Raw genomic sequence first — 19,002 nt, 5'->3', positions numbered from 1 at the left:
GGTGCGGGGCAGGTCAGGGCGGGGCAGGTCAGGGCGGGCGGCACGCTAGCAACAGCCATGACGTCTTCGCAATGGTCACGTCATGAATCGACAGTCGATCGGACTGAAAGTTTTCACGGCTCAATTGCAAGTCGAGCGAACTTGCTTGTAACGTCCCGCCCCGTCACCACGACGAACCACGTGAGCAAGGGGACCCGACATGACCGACCAGACCAGCGGAAGACAGCAGCCCGGACAGCGGACCGGTCAGCGGACCGGTCAGCGCCCCGGACGCCGGCAGGTGCTCCTCGGGGGCGGCGCCCTCGCCGCGGCCGGCTTCGCGGGGCTCGGCCTCACCGGCTGTTCGGGCAGCGGAGACACCGGCGCCGGCGCCTCGGGCTCCGCCGGCGACCCGAAGAAGGGCAAGATCACCGTCTGGTCCTGGCAGGGTCCCGCCGCCGAACTGAAGGCGCTGCTGCCCGAGTTCAACAAGAAGTTCCCCGACATCCAGGTCACCGTCGAGGACATCGGCAACCCCGCGATCTGGGACAAGATCACCGCCGGTCTCGCGGCCGGCGGCCAGGGCCTCGCCGACGTCCTGCACATCGGCGTCGACTACCTCCCCGGGTACGTCGAGAAGTTCCCGGGCGGCCTCGCCGACCTCGCCCCGCTGGGCGCGACCGCCCACAAGGACGCCTTCGCCAACGGCCTCTGGGCCACCGTCTCCCCCGACGGCAAGCGGGTCAACGCGCTTCCCTGGGAGGCGAACTCGGCGGGGTTCTACTACCGCGCCGACCTCTTCGAGAAGGCCGGTGTCGACGTCGAGGCGCTCCAGACCTGGGACGAGACCATCGAGGCGGGCAAGAAGCTCAAGGCGAAGACCGGCGTCCACCTCCTCGGCATCGACAAGCCGGCCTCGCAGCCGGACGCCGCGAACTTCTTCCAGATGCTGCTCCAGCTCCAGGGCACCTTCTACTTCGACCTGGAGGGCAACATCGCCCTGGATTCGCCGGAGGCGGTCCGGGCGATGACGATCATCAAGAAGATGAACGACGCCGGGCTCGTCAGCGATCTCGCGGGCGGCTGGAACGCCCTGATGAGCTCCCTGACGAAGGGCACGGCGGCGGTCCTGCCCTGGCCCACCTGGTTCGGCGGGATCATCGAGGAGCAGGTGCCGGAGGAGGCCGGCAAGTGGAAGGTCCGGCTGCCCCCGGCCGTCCGTCGCGGCGGCCCCACCGCGGCCACGGTGAACTCCACCCACCTCGCCGTCTCCGGCAGCAGCAAGCAGCAGGCGGCGGCCTGGTCCTTCGTCGAGTTCGCGCTGACCCGCCCCGCCTCGCAGGTCAGCATCTACCGGGGCAAGGGCATCGCGCCCGCGCTCCTCAAGGCGTACGACGACGCCGTCTTCCACGAGCCGTCCGCCTTCTTCAGCGGGCAGCGCAAGGGCGAGACCTTCCTCGCCGCGCTCAAGGCCCCGAGCCCGGCGGTGAACTACACCTCCGACTACGCCCGCGCGCTCAAGCTCGTCACCGACGCCCAGACGAAGGTGCTGCTCAAGGGCGCCGACCCGGCGAAGGTCCTCGGCGAGGCGGCGACCGAGCTGGCCCGCCAGACGGGCCGGAAGAACGCCCGATGACAGCGAGCGCCCCCGGCGCCTCCGTGTCCCGCCCCTCCGCGCGTCAGCGGAGGCGGCGGGGCACGGCCGCCCCGTACTTCTTCGTCCTGCCCGCCCTGCTGCTGTTCGCCGGGTTCAAGCTCTACCCGATCGTCTGGTCGTTCTTCCTCAGCCTGCACCGCAAGGTCGGCGCGACCGAGACGTTCGTGGGCGCCGACAACTACCTCCGGCTCGCCGAGGACCCGCTCTTCCTGACGGCGCTGCGCAACACCGGAGTGATCCTCCTCGTGCAGGTGCCGCTCATGCTGGCGCTCGCCACCGGGCTCGCGGTCGCCCTCGACTCGACCCTGCTGCGCGGCCGGCCCGTCTTCCGGCTCGGCTTCTTCCTGCCGATGGTCACGGGCCTCGTCGCGTACGGCATCGTCTTCTCCGTCCTCCTCAACCAGGAGTACGGCCTCGTGAACTGGCTGCTCGGCCTCGTCGGCATCGACCCGGTGCCCTGGCTGACCCAGGGCATGTGGGCCCGTATCTCCCTCGGGCTCGCGCTGACCTGGCACTACACCGGGTACAACGCGGTGATCCTGCTCGCCAGGCTCCAGACGATCCCGCGCGAGCTGTACGACGCCGCGGCCGTCGACGGCGCGGGCGCGTTCGGCGCGTTCCGGCACGTCACGCTGCCCGGCCTGCGGCCCGCGCTGCTGCTCACCACGGTCCTGTCCACGATCGGCACGCTCCAGCTCTTCGACGAGCCGTACGTCCTGACCGGCGGCGGGCCCGACAACGCGACCCTGACCATCGGCGTGTACCTCTACCAGAACGCCTTCAAGTACTTCGACTTCGGCTACGCCTCCGCCATCGCGTACGCGCTCACGCTGATCGTCGGAGTCCTCGGCCTGCTCCAGTTCCGTCTCCTCGGGGAGAAGTCGTGACCGCCGACCGCACCGGCACGTCCGGTCAGCTCCGCCACCCCGGCCGGAGCATCCTGCTCACCTCCGGGCTCGCCATCGCCCTGGCCGCCGTCGCGGTCCCCTTCTACTGGCTCGCCATCGGCGCCACCCACAGCTCGCGGGAGATCTTCGACAGCCCGCCGCCGCTGCTGCCCGGCGGGCAGCTGGCCAGGAACCTCGCCACCCTCCAGGAGACGGCGGACTTCGGCCGGGTCGTGCTCAACTCCCTCGGCATCGCGACCGTCTACACGCTGCTCGCCGGGGCCGTGTGCACCCTCGCCGGATACGGCTTCGCCACGTACCGCTTCCGCGGCCGCGAGGCCCTGTTCGGGCTGCTCATGCTCGGCCTGGTCGTGCCCGCGCAGATCACCCTCGTCCCGCTCTTCCAGATGATGGCCGACCTGCACTGGCTCAACACCTACCAGGCCGTCATCGCCCCCAACCTGGCCCTGCCCTTCGGCATCTTCCTCATGCGCCAGTCGATGGCCGGGCTGCCGCAGGCGCTGCTCGACTCGGGACGGATGGACGGCTGCGGGGAGTTCCGGCTGTTCTGGCGGGTCGCGCTGCCCCCGATGCGACCCGCGCTCGCCGCGCTCGCGCTGTTCCTCTTCCTCTACCAGTGGAACGACTTCGTGTGGCCGCTGATCGTGCTGCGCGACGACAGCACGTTCACCATCCCGGTCGCGCTCGCCTCCCTCCAGGGCCTCGACGAGACCGACTACGGCGCCATCCTGGCCGGCACCGCCGTCGCCGCCGTACCGATGGCGATCGTCTTCCTCGCGCTCCAGCGCCACTTCGTGTCCGGGCTCCTCGCGGGCGCGGTGAAGGAATGAACATGACCACGAGTACCCCCGTGAGCGCCACCGTGACCACCGCGCACGCGGCCCCCGCCCCCTCCGAGCCACTGCTCGACGACGTGTCGATCGCCGTCCTCTCCCCCGGCCACCCGGAGGTGCGTCCGGACTGGGAGCTGACCGAGCTCCCGGGCGGGACCCGGATGCTCTCCGTCCGGGCCGACGGGCTGCCCGTCGAGATCCGGTTCTCGGTCCCGCTCGGCGACGCGGCCGGGTACTGGCATCCGCAGGGCGGCTGGCGGCGGACGCTGGTGGCCGACTGGGAGGGGATCAGCGGAACCTTCCTGGTCAGCGGGCCCGCCGTCGGCTGCCTGTACGAGCACTCGGGGGCGACGCTCCTCGCGTTCGCCGCCGCCGACCCCGTGCCCGAGGCCCTGATCCGCTTCGGCGTCTCCGAGGAGAACGACACGCACGTCGTGCACCTCGCCCTGCCCGCGTCCGACGGGCCGCACCGGATCCTGCTCGTCCCGCGCGCCCCGTCCGTCGCCGACGCCCTGCGACGGGTCCGCGCCTGGTTCGCCGCCGCCCTCCCGCCGATGCCGGTGCCGGACGCGGCCCGCCTGCCGGTGTACTCGACCTGGTACGCCTTCAACCAGGACGTCACCGCCGGAGCCGTCGAGGCCCAGGCCGGGCCCGCCGCCGACCTCGGCTGCGGGGTGCTCATCCTCGACGACGGCTGGCAGCGCTTCGGCAACGGCCGCGGGTACGCCGGGGTCGGCGACTGGACGCCGGACACCGCCAAGTTCCCCGACCTCGCCGCCCACGTGGCCCGGGTCCGCGACCGGGGACTGCGGTACGTGCTCTGGACGGCGCCGCTGCTCCTCGGCCCCGAGGCCGACTGCCACGCGCGTTGGGAGTCCTCCGCGCCCGTACGGGCCACGGTGCCGGGCGCCTTCGTGCTCGACCCGCGCCTGCCCGAGGTCCGCCGGCACGTCGTCGACCTGTGCGTCTCGCTCGTGCGGGAGTTCGGCGTGGACGGGCTCAAGCTGGACTTCCTCGACGAGGCCGGGGTGTACGCGGGCGACGGCGCAGGGGACGTGGGCCTCGCGATGACCACGCTGCTCACGGAGGTGCGCCGCGCGCTGGAGGCCGTACGGCCCGGGCTGCTGCTCGAACTGCGTCAGCCGTACGTCGGTCCCGGCATGGCCCCGTACGGGAACATGCTGCGGTCCTTCGACTGCCCGGCGGACGCGACCGCCAACCGGGTCAGGACCGTCGACACCTCCCTCCTCGCCGTCGGCGGGGCCGTCCACTCCGACATGGTCATGTGGTCGCCCACCGCGCCGGTCGAGGCGGTGGCGCGCCAGATGATCGGCGCGCTCCACGCGGTGCCGCAGATCTCCGTCCGCCTCGACGAGGCGCCGGCGGAGCACCTGGCCGTCGTGCGGTTCTGGCTGGGGCGCTGGCTGCACCACCGGGAGCTGCTGCTCGACGGGGTCGTGGAGCCCGGGCGGCCGGACGAGCTGTACCCGCTGGTGCGGGCGGCGCGGGGCGACGAGTGCCTGGTGAGCGTGCACGGCGACCGGGTCGTGGAGCTCGACTTCGCCGCGTACCGCGGCTTCCACCTGGTCAACGGCTCGGACCGGGACCGGATCGTCGTGGACGTCACCGGGGGCGGCGGGCGGGTGGCCGCCCGGGTCCTCGGACCGGACGGCCGTATGATGGATGATCCGCTGGCGCTCCTGCCGGAAGGGCTCCGCGCCCTGGCCGTCCCGCGTGGCGGTCTGGTGTCGCTCGTACTCACGGAAGGACCGCGATGAAGGTCGGGATCACCGACGTCGCAGCCCACGCACAGGTCAGCGAGGCCACGGTCAGCCGCGTCATCAACCGGCGGCAGGGCGTGTCGAAGAAGACCCGCGAGGCGGTCGAGCGGGCGATGGCCGAGCTCGGCTACGAGCGGGTCACGCAGGGGCAACTGGTCGCGGTCGTGACCGAGTTCGTCTCCAACCCGTTCTTCGCCGACGTCGCCGAGCGCATCGAGTCGGCGCTGGCCCCGCACGGCCTCAAGACGGTGCTCTGCCCCGTCTTCCCGGGCGGTGTCCAGGAGTTGGACTTCCTCACCTCGCTCGTCGACAAGGGCGTCGCGGCCGTCGTCTTCCTCTCCGCGTCCAACACCGTGGAGGGCGCCGAGACGGACGGCTACGAGCTGCTGCGGCAGCGCCGCGTGCCGTACGTCGGGATCAACGGCGAGTTCGCGGACGGCGTGCCGGTCCCGGTCTTCTCCACCGACGACGCGCTCGCCGCCGAGCTGGCCGTCGACCACCTCCACCGGCTCGGACACCGCCGGATCGGCATGTCCTCGGGCCCGGCGGGGAACCGGCCGGCCGACCGCCGGGTGCGCGGGTTCGTCGAGGCCATGGCCCGGCGGGGCATCGAGGACGCCGGGGACTGGGTCGTGCGCCAGTCGTACAGCGTGGAGGGCGGGCAGGCGGCGGCGACGACGCTGGTCGGGCTCGGAGTCACCGGCATCGTCGCGGCCAGCGACTTCATGGCGCTCGGCGCCGTGCGCGGCATCCGCCGCCAGGGCCTGTCGGTGCCGGGGGACGTGTCGGTCGTCGGCTACGACGGGTCGACGGTGACCGAGTTCACCGACCCGGCGCTGACCACGGTCCGGCAGCCGGCCGACCGGCTCGCCCTGGAGGTGGGCCGGAGCGTGCTCGCGCTGGTCAGCAACCGCGAGGTGCCGACGGGCGAGCTCCTCTTCGACCCGGAGCTCGTCATCCGCGCGTCGACGGGTCCGGTGGCCTCGTAGGAGGCACCGGGTCGGTTCTCGGGAAGGAGACAGGGCCAGTGACGGAGTCCGGGAAGGCCGGAGCGGCCTCGCTCAGCGCGCGGGCGCGCGAGGCCGTGCTCCAGCGCATCGTCGACCGGCGGTACGCGCAGGGCGCCCGGCTCGTCGAGCGGGAGGTCGCCGAGGAGCTCGGCATGTCCCGTGTCCCCGTCCGCGAGGCGCTGCGCGCGCTCGTCGCCGAGGGCCTGCTCGAACTGCTCCCGCACAGCGGGGTGCGCGTCCGCCGGCTCGAACGGGCCGACGTGGAGCACCTGTACGAGGTGTGGGAGCCGCTCGCCGTCCAGGCGTCCCGGCTCGCGGCGCGGGCCCTCGCCACGGGCGCGGGCCGAGGCGACGGCGGCGGCCAGGGGCTCGCCGCCCTGGAAACCGCCCTGCGGCAGGCCGAGTCGGCCGCCGCCGCGGACGAGGCGAGCCAGGAGGTCGCCGCCCACACCGCCTTCCACGAGAGCGTGGTGGAACTGGCGGGCAATCCGCTGCTCGCCCGGACGATGGGGCAGCTGAGCTGGCAGCTGCGGCTCCTGTTCGGGCTGCGCGAGGAGCCCGCGCACATGCGGGCCCAGCACGCGGAGATGTTCCGGCACATCGCCGCGGGGGACGCGGACGCGGCGGCGGCGAGCACGCTGCTGCACGTGCGGGACAGCAGGGCGGTCGCGCTCCGGTCCCTCTTCGGCGACGCCTGAGAGTATTTGTATACCAATCCCGACTTCAAGCATCTCCGGCGCCGAGTCGCCGTCTCTCTTCGTGCGGATTTCGTGGACTTTCCGGACTCCCGATCGTCACCCTTGTTCACGGCGTGACGCTTGGTATACAAAACGGGGACCACCTACCGGCCTCGCCGAAGGAGCCCCCATGCAGCCCTCCCCCACCCCCGCGCTCTCCCGCCGCACGATGCTCGCCGGAGCCGCCGCCCTCGCCGGCGCCACCGCGACCACGGCCGCCACCGCCGGCGCGGCCCAGGCCGCCCCGCTCTCCCGCGACGAGGCCGCCGTGTCCGGCGCGGCCGGCCGCCGCGCCAAGGCCGTCGTCTACCGCAACGTCCGCCCGCTCGGCGCCGTCGCCCCCACCGACCTCGTCGTCGTCGACGGCCGCATAGCCCGCGGCCCCGCGCCCAAGGGCGCGAAGGTGGTCGACGGCGGCGGACGCATCGCGCTCCCCTCGCTCGTGGACGCGCACATCCACCCCGAGAAGACGACCTGGGGCGGCTCCTGGGTGTCGCGCCGGCCGGCCGAGACCATCGCCGACTACGTCGCCCAGGACGTCGAGCTCTTCAAGGCCCAGCGCCGCTCCGTCGCGGAACGCGCGTACGGCCTGATGTCCCACGCCGTCACCCGGGGCACGCGTGCGATGCGCGCCCACGCCGACGTCGCCCCGGCGTACGGCCTCACCGGGGTCGAGGGACTCGGCCAGGCCCGCGAGCGGCTGCGGCACGCCCTCGACGTGCAGATCGTGGCCTTCCCGCAGCACGGCGTCGTCCGTACGCCCGGCACGGCGGCGCTCCTGGAGCAGGCGGCGCGCGAGGGGCTCATCGACATGATCGGCGGCATCGACCCGATCGGCTTCGACCACGCCCTCGACGAGCAGCTCGACATCGTCTTCGGCATCGCGGACCGGCACGGCGTCGGCGTGGACATCCACCTCCACGACCGCGGCGAGAAGGGCCTCGCGGCGATGCGGGGCATCGTGGACCGTACGCGCGCGCTGTCGCTCGCCGGGAAGGTCACCGTCAGCCACGTCTTCTGCCTGCCGGGCCTCGCGGACCGCGAACTCGGCGCGCTCGCCGCCGACCTGGGCGCCCAGGACATCGCGCTCACGACGGTGGCGCCGTCCGACTCGCTGGTGCTGCCGATCGCGCGGCTGCGCGAGTACGGCGTGCGGGTCGGTCTCGGTTCCGACGGTGTCCGCGACTCGTGGAGCCCCTTCGGCAACGCCGACATGCTGCACCGCGCGCAGCTCCTCGGCTGGGTCCGCGACGTGCGCCTCGACGAGGAGCTGGAGGACTGCTACCGCGTGGCGGCCCACGGCGGCGCGGACGTCATGGGCCTCGCCCACGCCGACCTGACGCCGGGCGCGCCCGCCGACTTCGTCCTCGTCCGCGGCGAGTGCACGCCTCAGGTCGTCGTCGACATGCCGCAGCGGGACATGGTCGTGCACGGCGGGGCGGTCGTGGCGCGCAACGGCGAGTTCCTGGACTGACGTCTCGGGGCGGGCCGATGCCTGGGAGCGCTCTCAAGCGGGGAGGGCCACGGCTATTCTGGTGGCACGGACCGCAGCTCAGGAGACGCAGACGAGGGAGCGCCCGCCTTGCCCGATCAGCCCACGGGGTCACGCCCCACGCTCGAAGTCGTCGCCGCGCGCGCGGGCGTGTCCCGCGCCACGGCCTCGCGGGTCGTCAACGGGGGTGCGGGGGTACGCGCTCCGCTGGTGGAGAAGGTGAACCGGGCCGTCGAGGAGCTCGGTTACGTCCCCAACCACGCGGCCCGCACCCTCGTCACCCGGCGCAACGGCGCGGTGGCCGTCATCATCGCCGAGCCCGAGTTCCGGATCTTCTCCGACCCGTTCTTCGAACAGCAGGTCCGCGGGATCAGCCGGGAACTCACGGCGCACGACACCCAGTTGGTGCTGCTCTGGGCCGAGGGTCCCGGTGACCACGAGCGGATCTCCCGCTACCTGGACGGCGGGCACGTCGACGGGGCGCTCGCGTTCTCGCTCCACAGCGACGACGAGCTGATCGCCCTGATCGACCGGGCGCGCATCCCCGTCGTCGTCGGCGGGCGGCCCGGCCCCGGCACCGACCCGGCCGTGCCGTACGTCGACGCCGACAACCGCGGCGGGGCCCGCGAGGCGGTGGGCCATCTGGTCCGTCTGGGCCGCCGGGCCGTGGCCCACATCGCCGGGCCCCCCGACCAGACCTCCGCCACCGACCGGCTGCACGGCTACCACGACGTGCTTCCCGACGCCGATCCGGCGCTGCTCCGGCACGGCTCGTTCACCGAGGAGAGCGGCGCCCTGGCGATGGCCGAGCTCCTCGACGCCCGGCCGGACCTCGACGCCGTGTTCGTCGCCAACGACCTGATGGCGAAGGGCGCGCTCCGCACCCTGGGCGAGCGGGGCAGGCGGGTCCCGGAGGACGTGGCGGTCGTCGGCTTCGACGACATGGCCTCCGTCGCCGAACTGACCGTCCCGGCGCTCACCACGGTCCGCCAGGACATCGAGGGCATGGGACGGCTCATGGTGAGGCTGCTGATGCGGCGCCTGGACGGGGACGGGGGTTCGGCGCCCGCCTCCGTGATCACCCCGACCTCGCTCGTGCGGCGCGATTCGGCCTGAGGAACGCGAGAAGGAGCGGATGGCCCGGAGGTCATCCGCTCCCTTGTGCGCGCGGGGTGGGTCGGTCTTGCTGGGTTGGTCGGTCTTACGGGACGGGTCGGTCTTGCGGGACGGGTCAGTCGTACGGGATGACGATCACGGACTGGTCCGCGCCCGTCCTGAGCTTCGCGTCCCCGTTCCCGATGGCGGCCCAGACCTCCAGGCGGACCGTGCCGCCGCGCAGGTCACCGAGGGTGCCGGTGGCGGACTTGAGGCCGCGGGTCTGGGCGTACTCCTCCCAGCCGGCGACCGGGTCGGTGGCGAAGTAGTGGTACGTCTCCGTCCTGTCGAAGCTGCCGTCGCCGGTGAGGTCGTAGCTGATCCGGGCCTGCTGGCCGAGGCCGACGAGGCCGGCGGCGTCGACGTGGAGCCGGAAGGCGGTGGTGCCGCCCGCCCTGAGGGTGCCGTTGACGTTCCTGATCTCGTAGACGAGCGGACGGTTCGGCGTGCCGTCGTGGTTGGCGCCCTGGGCGGAGAGGACGGTGTCGCTGCCTTCCGTGCCTCCGGTGGCCGTGGTGAGCGTGCCGCCGGAGCGGAGCCGGAAGGTGTTGCCGGTGGAGGGCTGCGGCTCCGGGTCCGGGTCGGTGCCGCCGCCCGATCCCGTGCCGGTCGCGGTGGAACGGGCCGGGACCGTCAGGGTCTTGCCGTCGGAGAAGGTGACGGTGCGGGCGGTCGTGCCGTGGTTGTGGGCCACGTACGTGCGGGTGGTGCCCTTCGTGAAGACCGCCGAGGTGGGCAGGTTGCCCGAGACGGAGGCGTCGGGGGCGCCGAGCGTGTCGAGGGCGGTGAGCCAGTGGTAGGTGTGGGCCTTGGACTCGCCCGCCTCCGGGGTGTATCCGGCGTTGCCCGCGTCCCACTTGGCCTTGGCGGCGGCCGGGTCGGCGAAGGACTGGAACTCCCAGAGGATGTCCCGCCATTCGACGGCGGGGCCGCCGTTCTCGCGCTCCATCTCGGCGATGTTGCGGCGGACGGCGTCGGGGCGTCCGCCGAGGTGGAGTGAACCGCCGGTCACCGGCAGGACGTTGATGCCGTGGATCTCCTCGGGGTTCGCGGTCCACCAGGTGGAGTAGGCGGCGCCGCTGCCCCAGACCATGCCGGCCGTGTCGTGGGTGAAGCCGGACGGGAAGACCTGCTGGTCGGCGTCGAACCAGTACTGGGCGATGGCCTCGCCCTCGGTGGTGAGGAGATAGGTGCCGAGGTCGCGCAGGGAGGCGTCGCCGGTGGCGGATCCCCAGAGGACGAGGGCGGCGCTGAGGTTGGTCGACTCGGAGGACGACTCCTGGTTGTTGCCCGCGGCGAAGCCCTGGTGGCCGCTGGCCCAGCTGTGCCCGGCGTAGACGTCGAAGCCGCGCAGGAAGGGGTAGGCGCCGTCGGTGCGGCTCGGGTTGGCGGTGTCCCTGACGAGGGTCTTCACCATGGAGCCCCAGGCGGAGTCGGCGGCCCAGGACGGGTCGTACTGCGCGACGATCGCCGCCGCGTAGACGTAGTAGCCGTAGTGGAAGTGGTGGTCGTTGAGCTCGGTGTCGCTGCCGTACGAGGCCGGGTAGCCGGTGAGGGTCTTCCACGACCCGTCGTACGAGAACTCGGCCGCCCCGCCTGCCGTGAACCACTCCTGGAGACGGCCCTTGATCAGGCCGAGGAGCTTGTCGCGGACGGCTCCCTCGCCGATCTGGTCGGCGAGCGGGACGAGCTGGGCGAGCTTGCCGAGGGCCTTTCCGGTCCAGTACGTGTCGACGGCGCCGGAGAACGGGTCGGAGGCGTTCGCGACCTCGTTCAGGTAGCCGCGCAGCCGGGCCGGGTCGGCTCCCGTGCCGCCGGGGAGGAGGGCGGGCAGGGTGGCGGCGGCGCGCTGGGAGGTGGTGAAGGAGGCGGCCTCGCGGACCTTCATGGTGCCGCGCGGCGAGACGTACGTGTACGCGGTGAGCGGGTCCGTGGTGTGCAGCCACTGGTGGCGGTAGAGGGCCTGGAGGGTGCCGCGCTCGGTGCCCTCCTTGGCCTCGGTGGTGAGTGCGTAGGTGGCGCGGACGGTTCCGGCGTCGTAGGTCCAGTTCACGGTGGAGCCGGTGACGAAGCTGTAGGCGTACTTCTTGTAGGTCGCGAGGGCGCCGGTGGAGGGCAGGACGGCGACGGAGAAGTAGTCCTTGCCGCCGAGGCCGGCGGTGAGGGTCGAGCCGGAGATGTTCCAGTCGGTGCCGGTGGGGGCGAAGAGGGCGTAGTGGTGGCCGGCGACGGTGATGCCGAGGACGTTGCCCTGGTCGGCGAAGACGGTGGGGCTGCCCGCCGTGGTGATCCGGGCGTCGCCGCCGGTGCCCTTGGCGTACACGAAGGGCATGCCGTGGCCGATGGTGGTCCGGAGCGTGCGGGTGCCGTCGGACCAGGCGGGGGTGACGGTCCAGTCGGACCAGGCGTCGACCTTGGTGTCCGGCGAGTTGAGCCCGGTGAGGCCGAGGGTGAGGTCGCGCTGGTGGGCGTACTCGTACTGGCGGCCCTCGCCGACGACGGCCGGGGTGGTCGGGTAGCCGATGTCGAGGCCGCCGGAGGTGGCCTGGTAGGTGAGCGGATGGCCGTACATGGGGGTGGACCAGGGGTTGTCCCCGTAGCGCTGGAAGGCGAGGGAGGACCACCAGTCGTTGGTGGGCACGGGCTTGCCCTGGGCGGCGGCGGTGAGCTTGGGCGCGACGGGGGCGCCGGTGTTGGTCGTGGGGCCCGAGGTTCCGGCGGGGCGGGTGTCGGAGTAGCTGCCGGCGCCCGAGGGGACGGTGGCGGCGGCCGCGGGGGCGGCGGCGGGGCCGAGTCCCAGGGCGGCGAGGGCGGAGACCAGAGTGAGCACGGCGGCTGATCTGGCGCGGGGGGCTTTGCTGGCGCGGGGCGCTGGCATGGACGGCACCTCATGTCCTCATGGTGGGGGATGAGTGAGAGCGCTCTCAGAATGTCCGGACGGCCGAGAACGTAAAACTCTCGAAACCTGGGTGTCAAGAGAACCGACAGAGAGGGGAGTTGGCGACAACTCCGCCACGAGTCCAAGCTGTTACGCCTTCAAGTCTTGACGGAAGCATCGCCGCGCGGGCACGCTCCATTCGCATTCCTGAGAGCGCTCTCAACCGGCTCTCTCGCTCGCCCGTCGCCCAGGGAGGCCCCCCATGACCACTGCCCGAGCCGCCAGAACCGCCCGCCTCACCGCGGTCGTCCTCAGCGGCGCGCTGCTCGCCGCCTGCGGAGGAACGTCGGACGACGCCTCCTCCGACGGCGCGGCCGGCGAGGTCACGATCACCGTGGACCTCTTCGGCTCCTTCGGATACAAGGAGGCCGGTCTCTACGCCGAGTACGAGAAGGCCCACCCCGGCGTCACGATCAAGCAGACGGACACCGAGGACGAGGCCGACTACTGGAAGTCCCTCCAGACCCGCCTCGCCGGCGGCGGCGGCCTCGCGGACGTCCAGGGTGTCGAGGTCGGCCGCATCGCCTCCGTCACCCAGCAGCAGGCCGACAAGTTCGAGGACCTGAAGAAGTACGGGGCCGAATCCCTCAAGGGACAGTTCGCCGAGGCCAAGTGGGCGGCGGCGACCGGGAAGAACGGCGAGGTGCTCGGTCTCGGCACCGACGTGGGCCCCGAGGCGATGTGCTACCGCTCCGACCTCTTCGCCAAGGCCGGACTGCCGACCGACCGCGAGGAGCTCGCCAAGCGGTGGGCCACCTGGGACGGGTACCTGGAGCTCGGCAAGCAGTACAAGGCGAAGGCCCCCGCGAAGAGCACCTGGCTCGACAGCGTCGGCAGCCTCTACTCGATCATGATCGGCCAGGAGAAGGAGCGGTACTACGACGCCTCCGGCCAGCTGATCTGGGAGAAGAACCCCGCCCTCCGCACCGCCTGGGACCACGCCGTCGCGGCCGCCGACGCCGGGCTCAGCGCCAAGCTCGACCAGTGGTCGCCCCAGTGGAACCAGGCCTTCGCCGCCGGTTCCTTCGCCACCATGCCCTGCCCCGCGTGGATGCTCGGCTACATCAAGGGCCAGGCCGGCGAGGGCGGCAAGGGCAAGTGGGACGTCGCGAAGCTGCCCGGCGGCGCCGGGAACTGGGGCGGCTCCTACCTCGCCGTGCCGAAGGCCGCCGAGCACAAGAAGGAGGCGTACGAGCTGATCGCCTGGCTCACCGCCCCCGAGCAGCAGACGCGGCTCTTCGAGAAGCAGGGCAACTTCCCCTCCTCCACGGGCGCGATCGAGAAGGTGGCCGCCGCCAAGGACCCGTACTTCTCGAACGCGCCGATCGGAAAGATCTTCGGTGACGCGGCGAAGGCGGCCCCGGTCCAGGTCCTCGGCGTGCACGACCAGAACATCGCGCAGCAGATCACGAACGCGCTGAGCGAGGTCGAGCGCAAGGGCACCAAGCCCGAAGCCGCCTGGGAGAACGCGCGGAAGGGCGTCGCGAACACCCTCGGCTGACCGCGCGCCGGAGCCGCGGCGGGCGGGGGCCGCCCACCCGGGCACGCCCCCGGGCACACCCCGGGCGAGCCCCGGGCACGCCTCCCGGGCGCGTCCCCGCCCCCGCCCTCCTTCCCCGACCACGATCCCCTCCCCCGAAGGGCCGCACCGTGACCCTCACCGCCCCGGCGCCGCCGCCCCAGGCCGCCACCCCTGCCCCGCCCCGGCGCGAGCCGTCCGTCCGCCGCGCCTGGCGGAAGGCCTCGCCGTACGCGTACATCGCCCCGTTCTTCACCCTCTTCGCCGCCTTCGGCGTCTTCCCGCTGCTCTACACGGCGTACGTGTCCCTCTACCGCGTCGAGCTCCAGACCCCCGGCTCCATGGAGTGGCGGGGCCTCGGCAACTACACGGCGCTGCTCGGCGACACGTACTTCTGGACCGCGCTGCGCAACACCTTCACCATCGGCGTGCTGTCCACCGTCCCGCAGCTCGTCATGGCGATCGGCCTCGCCCACCTCCTCAACTACCGCATGCGCGGCCGGACTTTCCTGCGGACCGCGATCCTGCTCCCGTACGCGACCTCGGTGGCCGCCGCCACCCTCGTCTTCACCCAGCTCTTCGGCCGCGACTTCGGTCTCGTCAACTACGCCCTGGACCTGGTCGGCATCGGCCCCGTCGACTGGCAGACCGACACCGTCGCCTCGCAGATCGCGGTCTCGACGATCGTCGTGTGGCGCTGGACCGGGTACAACGCGCTGATCTACCTCGCCGGGATGCAGTCGATCCCCGACGAGCTGTACGAGGCGGCCGCCATGGACGGCGCCTCCCGGTGGCGGCAGTTCTTCCACGTCACGCTGCCCGGTCTCCGCCCCACGATCGTCTTCACGGTCATCGTGTCGACGATCGGCGCCACGCAACTCTTCGGGGAGCCGCTGCTCCTCGAAGGCAAGCTCTCCGGCGGCATCTCGCACCAGTACCAGACGCTCGGGCTCTACATGTACGAGCAGGGCTGGGGCTTCTTCCACCTGGGCCGCGCCGCCGCCATCGCCTGGGTGATGTTCCTGCTCATCGTGGTGCTCGTCGGGGCCAACGCCCTGATCGCGCGCCGCCGTTCCCGCAAGGAGGCCGGCCGATGACCTCGACCGTCCTGGCCCGCACGCGACGCGCGGGCACCACCGGGGCCGAACGCACGGGCCCCTCGCGGGCCGGGCGCACGCTGCACGCGGGCCCCTTCGCGTACGGGATCCTGATCCTCGCCGTCCTGGTCTCCGCGTTCCCGTTCTACTGGACGCTCGTCGCGGCGAGCCGGACCAACGCCGACCTGGCCCGGGTCCCGCCCTCGCTCGTCCCGGGGCCGCACCTGATCCGCAACTTCGAGGCGGTTCTCGAAGAGGCCGACATCGGCAAGGCGTTGCTCAACTCGCTGCTCGTCTCGGGGTCGATCACGCTGGGCACCGTGCTCTGCTGCACGCTCGCCGGCTTCGCCTTCGCCAAGCTCCGCTTCCGCGGCCGGGGCGCGCTGCTCGCCGTGACCGTCGGGACGATGATGATCCCTCCCCAGCTCGGCGTGATCCCCCTGTTCATGCTGATCGCCGAGCTCGGCTGGGTGAACCAGCTCCAGTCGGTGATCCTGCCCGGGCTCGTCTCCGCCTTCGGCGTCTTCTTCATGCGCCAGTACCTGGTGCAGACGCTGCCGGACGAGCTGATCGAGGCGGCCCGGGTCGACGGGGCGTCCACGGCACGGATCTTCTGGTCGATCGTGGTCCCCATCGCCCGGCCCGGCATGGCGGTCCTCGGCCTGCTGACCTTCATGTCGGCCTGGAACGACTTCTTCTGGCCCGTGGTGGCCCTGAGCTCCTCCGAGCCGACCGTCCAGGTCGCCCTGCGGCAGCTCGGCGGCGGCTACGTCCACGACCAGTCGGTGATCATGGCCGGCACCCTGCTCGGCACCCTTCCGGTGCTGCTCGTGTTCGGGCTCCTCGGCCGGCAGATCGTCGGCGGGATCATGCAGGGCGCGGTCAAGGGCTGAACCCGTCCCCCCTTCGCCTCCACTCCTCACCCGACCTCTCACGTACGGGAGTTCCCACCCCATGACCGCGCTTGACGCACGCCCCCAGTCCCCGGCCACCGTTCTCCGCTTCCCGGAGGGGTTCCGCTGGGGCACCGCCACGGCCGCCTACCAGATCGAGGGCGCCGCCGCCGAGGACGGCCGGACGCCGTCCGTCTGGGACACCTTCAGCCGGACCCCGGGCAAGGTGCGCAACGGCGACACGGGCGACATCGCCGCCGACCACTACCACCGGCTCGACGAGGACATCGCCCTGATGCGCCGCCTCGGCGTGACCGACTACCGCTTCTCGATCGCCTGGCCGCGCGTCCGGCCCGGTGGGAGCGGCCCGGTGAACGCCAAGGGCCTCGACTTCTACGGCCGGCTCGTCGACGGGCTCCTGGAGGCGGGCATCCGCCCCGTGGCCACGCTCTACCACTGGGACCTTCCGCAGGAGCTGGAGGACGCAGGAGGCTGGACGCACCGGGACACCGCGTACCGCTTCGCCGAGTACGCCGCGATCATGGCGGAGGCCCTCGGCGACCGCGTGGCGACCTGGACGACGCTCAACGAACCCTGGTGCGCGGCCTTCCTGGGGTACGGGAACGGAGTGCACGCCCCGGGCCGCACCAGCGACCTCGACGCGCTGCGCGCCGCCCACCACCTCAACCTCGCGCACGGCCTCGCCGCGCGGGCGCTGCGCGGGGCGCTCCCGGCGTCCTCGGAGATCTCCCTGACTCTCAACCTCCATGCCGTACGGCCCCTTTCGGACTCGCCCGAGGACCGTGACGCGGCCCGCCGGATCGACGCCGTCGGCAACCGGATCTTCCTCGACCCGGTCTTCCACGGCCGGCTTCCCGAGGACCTGGTCCGGGACACCGCCGACGTCACCGACTGGTCGTTCGTGGAGGACGGCGACCTGGCCACGGCGGCCGCGCCGATCGACTCGCTCGGCATCAACTACTACTCCCCCGCCGTGGTCGCGGCGGGCTCCTCTGAGTCGCCCTCGCCGTGGGCGGGCGCGGAGCGGCACGTGCGCTTCGAACCGGCTCCGGGGCCGCGGACGGCGATGGACTGGCCGGTGGACGCGACCGGCCTGTACGAACTGCTGACGCGGCTGCGGGACGAACTCCCGGGCGTTCCGCTGGTGGTGACGGAGAACGGCGCCGCGTACGAGGACTACGCCGATCCCTCCGGGAACGTGAAGGACCCCGAGCGGGTGGCGTACCTGGACGGTCATCTCCGTTCCGTGCACCGGGCGTTGGCGGACGGCGCGGACGTACGCGGGTACTTCCTGTGGTCGCTCCTCGACAACTTCGAGTGGGCGTACGGCTACAGCAAGCGGTTCGGGATCGTGCACGTGGACTTCGCGACGCAGCGGCGGACGCTGAAGGACAGCGCCCGCTGGTACGCGGAGGTGATCGCGCGCGGCGGACTGGAGAACTGACGAAGGGGGTGCGACGAGGGGGCACGGCGAAGGGGGTGCCGCGACACCCCCCGGGGCCGCGACACCCCCGGTCATCGCCAGGAGGAGGGACTAGAGCTCGGGTCAGAGGCGCTGCCAGAGGGCGGGGACGTTCGGCGGCTCCCAGCCGGTCTGGGCCTGGTGGCCCTGGAGGCAGCGGTACGTGGCTCCGCCGTACGTGACGGTGTCACCGGCCGCGTAGACCTTGCCCGCCGCCCACGTGCCGCCGGGCTGCGGCTCGCCCGGGCCGGGGCCGGGGCCCGGGTCGCTCCCGGTGGTCTTGAGGGTGAGGCCGTAGTTCTGGAGGATCGGGTTCAGCGGCTGGAAGTAGGTCGTGCCGCCGCTGGAGCAGTTGCCCGAGCCGCCGGAGGTGACGCCCTGGGCCTGGCTGCCGGAGATGTACGAGCCTCCGGAGTCGCCGGGCTCGGCGCAGACGGTCGTGCGGGTCACGCCGGAGATGGTGCCCTCCGGGTAGGTGACGCTGGTGTTGTGCTGCTGGATGGTGCCGCAGTGCCAGCCGGTGGTCGAGCCGGAGCGGCAGACGGAGGCGCCGACGGCCTGCAGGACGGAGCCGGTGACCTGCACGTTCGCGCCGCCGGAGCCCTTGACGTACGGGGTGGCGGTCCAGTTGGTGTTGGTGGCCACCCAGGCCATGTCGTTGCCGGGGAAGATCGAGGCCTGGAAGCTGCCCTGGGCGACCTGGTTGAACCCGGTGGTGGTCGTCCCGGCGCGCCCGCAGTGACCGGCGGTGGCGAAGCCCTGGGTGGTGCCGCGGGTGATGGGGAAGCCGACGGAGCAGCGTCCGCTGCCGTTCATGTAGTACGCGTCGCCGCCCCGGATGTCGTACAGCGGGCGGGGCGCCTCGGTGGTGCGGACGACGCGGACGAGCTCGCGCGGGACGCCGGTGGCGCGGACGAGGGCGGCGCCGGCTCCGGCGCGGGCCTCCTCGACGACGAGGACGTTGGCGCGGACGTCGACGTAGCGGACGGGCGCGTCGGCGGTGGCGGCGCGGTCGAGGGTGTCCTTGGCGCGTTCCAGCGCGGCGAGGCCCCGGGTGACGATCCGGGCCTGTGCGCCGGTGGCGCGGATCGCGGCGGCGTCGGCGGCGCGGGTGGTGGCGACGGTCAGGGTGCCGGACTCGGCGCCGTCGACCCAGGCGCCGGCGAAGGCGGCGCCGAGCCCCTGCCGGAGGCGGGCGGCGGTGGCGCCGGCCTCGGCCTCGTTGGCGAGCCGGGCGCGGGCCTGGGCGGGCGTGAGACCCAGGTCGCGGCCCATGGCGGCGATCACCTCGGGCTGTACGTCGCCGACGGCGAGGGTCTGGGCCGCGCTCTTCGCGGCGGGCCCCGGGTCGGGCGCCGCGACGGCGGCCCCGCCCTGGAGTCCGGCAAGCACGAGCCCTGCGGCGGCCAGGGCCGTACACGCCGCGCGGGCGTGTCGTCGGAGCATGGGGAGTCTCCTCGGTTCTCGGTGGGGGATCGTTCCCCGGTGGGGGAGAGTGGGGGATCTGCCGGAACCGTAGG

Annotated in this window: 14 protein-coding genes; 12 read left to right on the top strand and 2 right to left on the bottom strand. The window is 72.6% G+C overall.

Going from position 1 to position 19,002, the window contains the following annotated elements:
* Positions 1 to 199: 199 nt before the first annotated feature.
* From ACFC0Z_RS03050 to ACFC0Z_RS03015, 8 genes are all read left to right on the top strand, one after another.
* Complete coding sequence (locus ACFC0Z_RS03050) at positions 200 to 1,615, top strand: ABC transporter substrate-binding protein (protein WP_376432108.1); 1,416 nt, start codon at positions 200 to 202, stop codon at positions 1,613 to 1,615.
* Positions 1,612 to 2,523, top strand: a complete 912-nt coding sequence (locus tag ACFC0Z_RS03045; protein WP_376432106.1) for a carbohydrate ABC transporter permease — start codon at positions 1,612 to 1,614, stop codon at positions 2,521 to 2,523. Before ACFC0Z_RS03050 ends, ACFC0Z_RS03045 begins: the two co-directional genes overlap by 4 nt.
* Positions 2,520 to 3,374, top strand: a complete 855-nt coding sequence (locus tag ACFC0Z_RS03040) for a carbohydrate ABC transporter permease (RefSeq protein ID WP_376432104.1) — start codon at positions 2,520 to 2,522, stop codon at positions 3,372 to 3,374. The genes ACFC0Z_RS03045 and ACFC0Z_RS03040 overlap by 4 nt, the downstream gene beginning before the upstream one ends.
* A gap of 2 nt (positions 3,375 to 3,376) precedes the next feature.
* Positions 3,377 to 5,155: a glycoside hydrolase family 36 protein gene (locus tag ACFC0Z_RS03035; RefSeq protein ID WP_376432103.1), complete on the top strand. Its 1,779-nt coding sequence runs from the start codon at positions 3,377 to 3,379 to the stop codon at positions 5,153 to 5,155.
* Positions 5,152 to 6,147: a LacI family DNA-binding transcriptional regulator gene (locus ACFC0Z_RS03030; RefSeq protein ID WP_376432101.1), complete on the top strand. Its 996-nt coding sequence runs from the start codon at positions 5,152 to 5,154 to the stop codon at positions 6,145 to 6,147. The genes ACFC0Z_RS03035 and ACFC0Z_RS03030 overlap by 4 nt, the downstream gene beginning before the upstream one ends.
* A 38-nt stretch (positions 6,148 to 6,185) precedes the next feature.
* Entirely contained in the window at positions 6,186 to 6,866 is a 681-nt protein-coding gene (locus ACFC0Z_RS03025; protein WP_376432099.1) for a GntR family transcriptional regulator, read from the top strand.
* 169 nt (positions 6,867 to 7,035) lie between these two features.
* Positions 7,036 to 8,379, top strand: a complete 1,344-nt coding sequence (locus tag ACFC0Z_RS03020) for an amidohydrolase family protein (RefSeq protein ID WP_376432097.1) — start codon at positions 7,036 to 7,038, stop codon at positions 8,377 to 8,379.
* A gap of 108 nt (positions 8,380 to 8,487) precedes the next feature.
* Complete coding sequence (locus tag ACFC0Z_RS03015; protein ID WP_376432095.1) at positions 8,488 to 9,513, top strand: LacI family DNA-binding transcriptional regulator; 1,026 nt, start codon at positions 8,488 to 8,490, stop codon at positions 9,511 to 9,513.
* 115 nt (positions 9,514 to 9,628) lie between these two features.
* Here ACFC0Z_RS03015 and ACFC0Z_RS03010 read toward each other — a convergent pair whose 3' ends face one another.
* Positions 9,629 to 12,430: a glycosyl hydrolase gene (locus ACFC0Z_RS03010; protein ID WP_376432093.1), complete on the bottom strand. Its 2,802-nt coding sequence runs from the start codon at positions 12,428 to 12,430 to the stop codon at positions 9,629 to 9,631.
* A 262-nt stretch (positions 12,431 to 12,692) separates the two neighbouring features.
* Between ACFC0Z_RS03010 and ACFC0Z_RS03005 the strand changes: the two genes are divergently transcribed.
* From ACFC0Z_RS03005 to ACFC0Z_RS02990, 4 genes are all read left to right on the top strand, one after another.
* Entirely contained in the window at positions 12,693 to 13,991 is a 1,299-nt protein-coding gene (locus ACFC0Z_RS03005) for an extracellular solute-binding protein (protein WP_376432092.1), read from the top strand.
* Positions 13,992 to 14,140: 149 nt separating this feature from the next.
* Complete coding sequence (locus tag ACFC0Z_RS03000; RefSeq protein ID WP_376432090.1) at positions 14,141 to 15,106, top strand: carbohydrate ABC transporter permease; 966 nt, start codon at positions 14,141 to 14,143, stop codon at positions 15,104 to 15,106.
* Positions 15,103 to 15,999: a carbohydrate ABC transporter permease gene (locus ACFC0Z_RS02995; protein WP_376432088.1), complete on the top strand. Its 897-nt coding sequence runs from the start codon at positions 15,103 to 15,105 to the stop codon at positions 15,997 to 15,999. Before ACFC0Z_RS03000 ends, ACFC0Z_RS02995 begins: the two co-directional genes overlap by 4 nt.
* Before the next feature lie 61 nt (positions 16,000 to 16,060).
* Positions 16,061 to 17,464, top strand: a complete 1,404-nt coding sequence (locus ACFC0Z_RS02990) for a GH1 family beta-glucosidase (protein ID WP_376432086.1) — start codon at positions 16,061 to 16,063, stop codon at positions 17,462 to 17,464.
* 102 nt (positions 17,465 to 17,566) lie between these two features.
* On the opposite strand, the gene ACFC0Z_RS02985 is transcribed toward ACFC0Z_RS02990, so the two are convergent.
* Entirely contained in the window at positions 17,567 to 18,928 is a 1,362-nt protein-coding gene (locus ACFC0Z_RS02985) for a carbohydrate-binding protein (protein WP_376432084.1), read from the bottom strand.
* Between the last annotated feature and the right edge of the window lie 74 nt (positions 18,929 to 19,002).

Source organism: Streptomyces sp. NPDC056144, assembly GCF_042264145.1.
Lineage (GTDB): Bacteria > Actinomycetota > Actinomycetes > Streptomycetales > Streptomycetaceae > Streptomyces.
The sequence above is the reverse complement of the archived record's forward strand: the minus strand, read 5'-3'. Positions and strand labels throughout refer to the sequence as shown.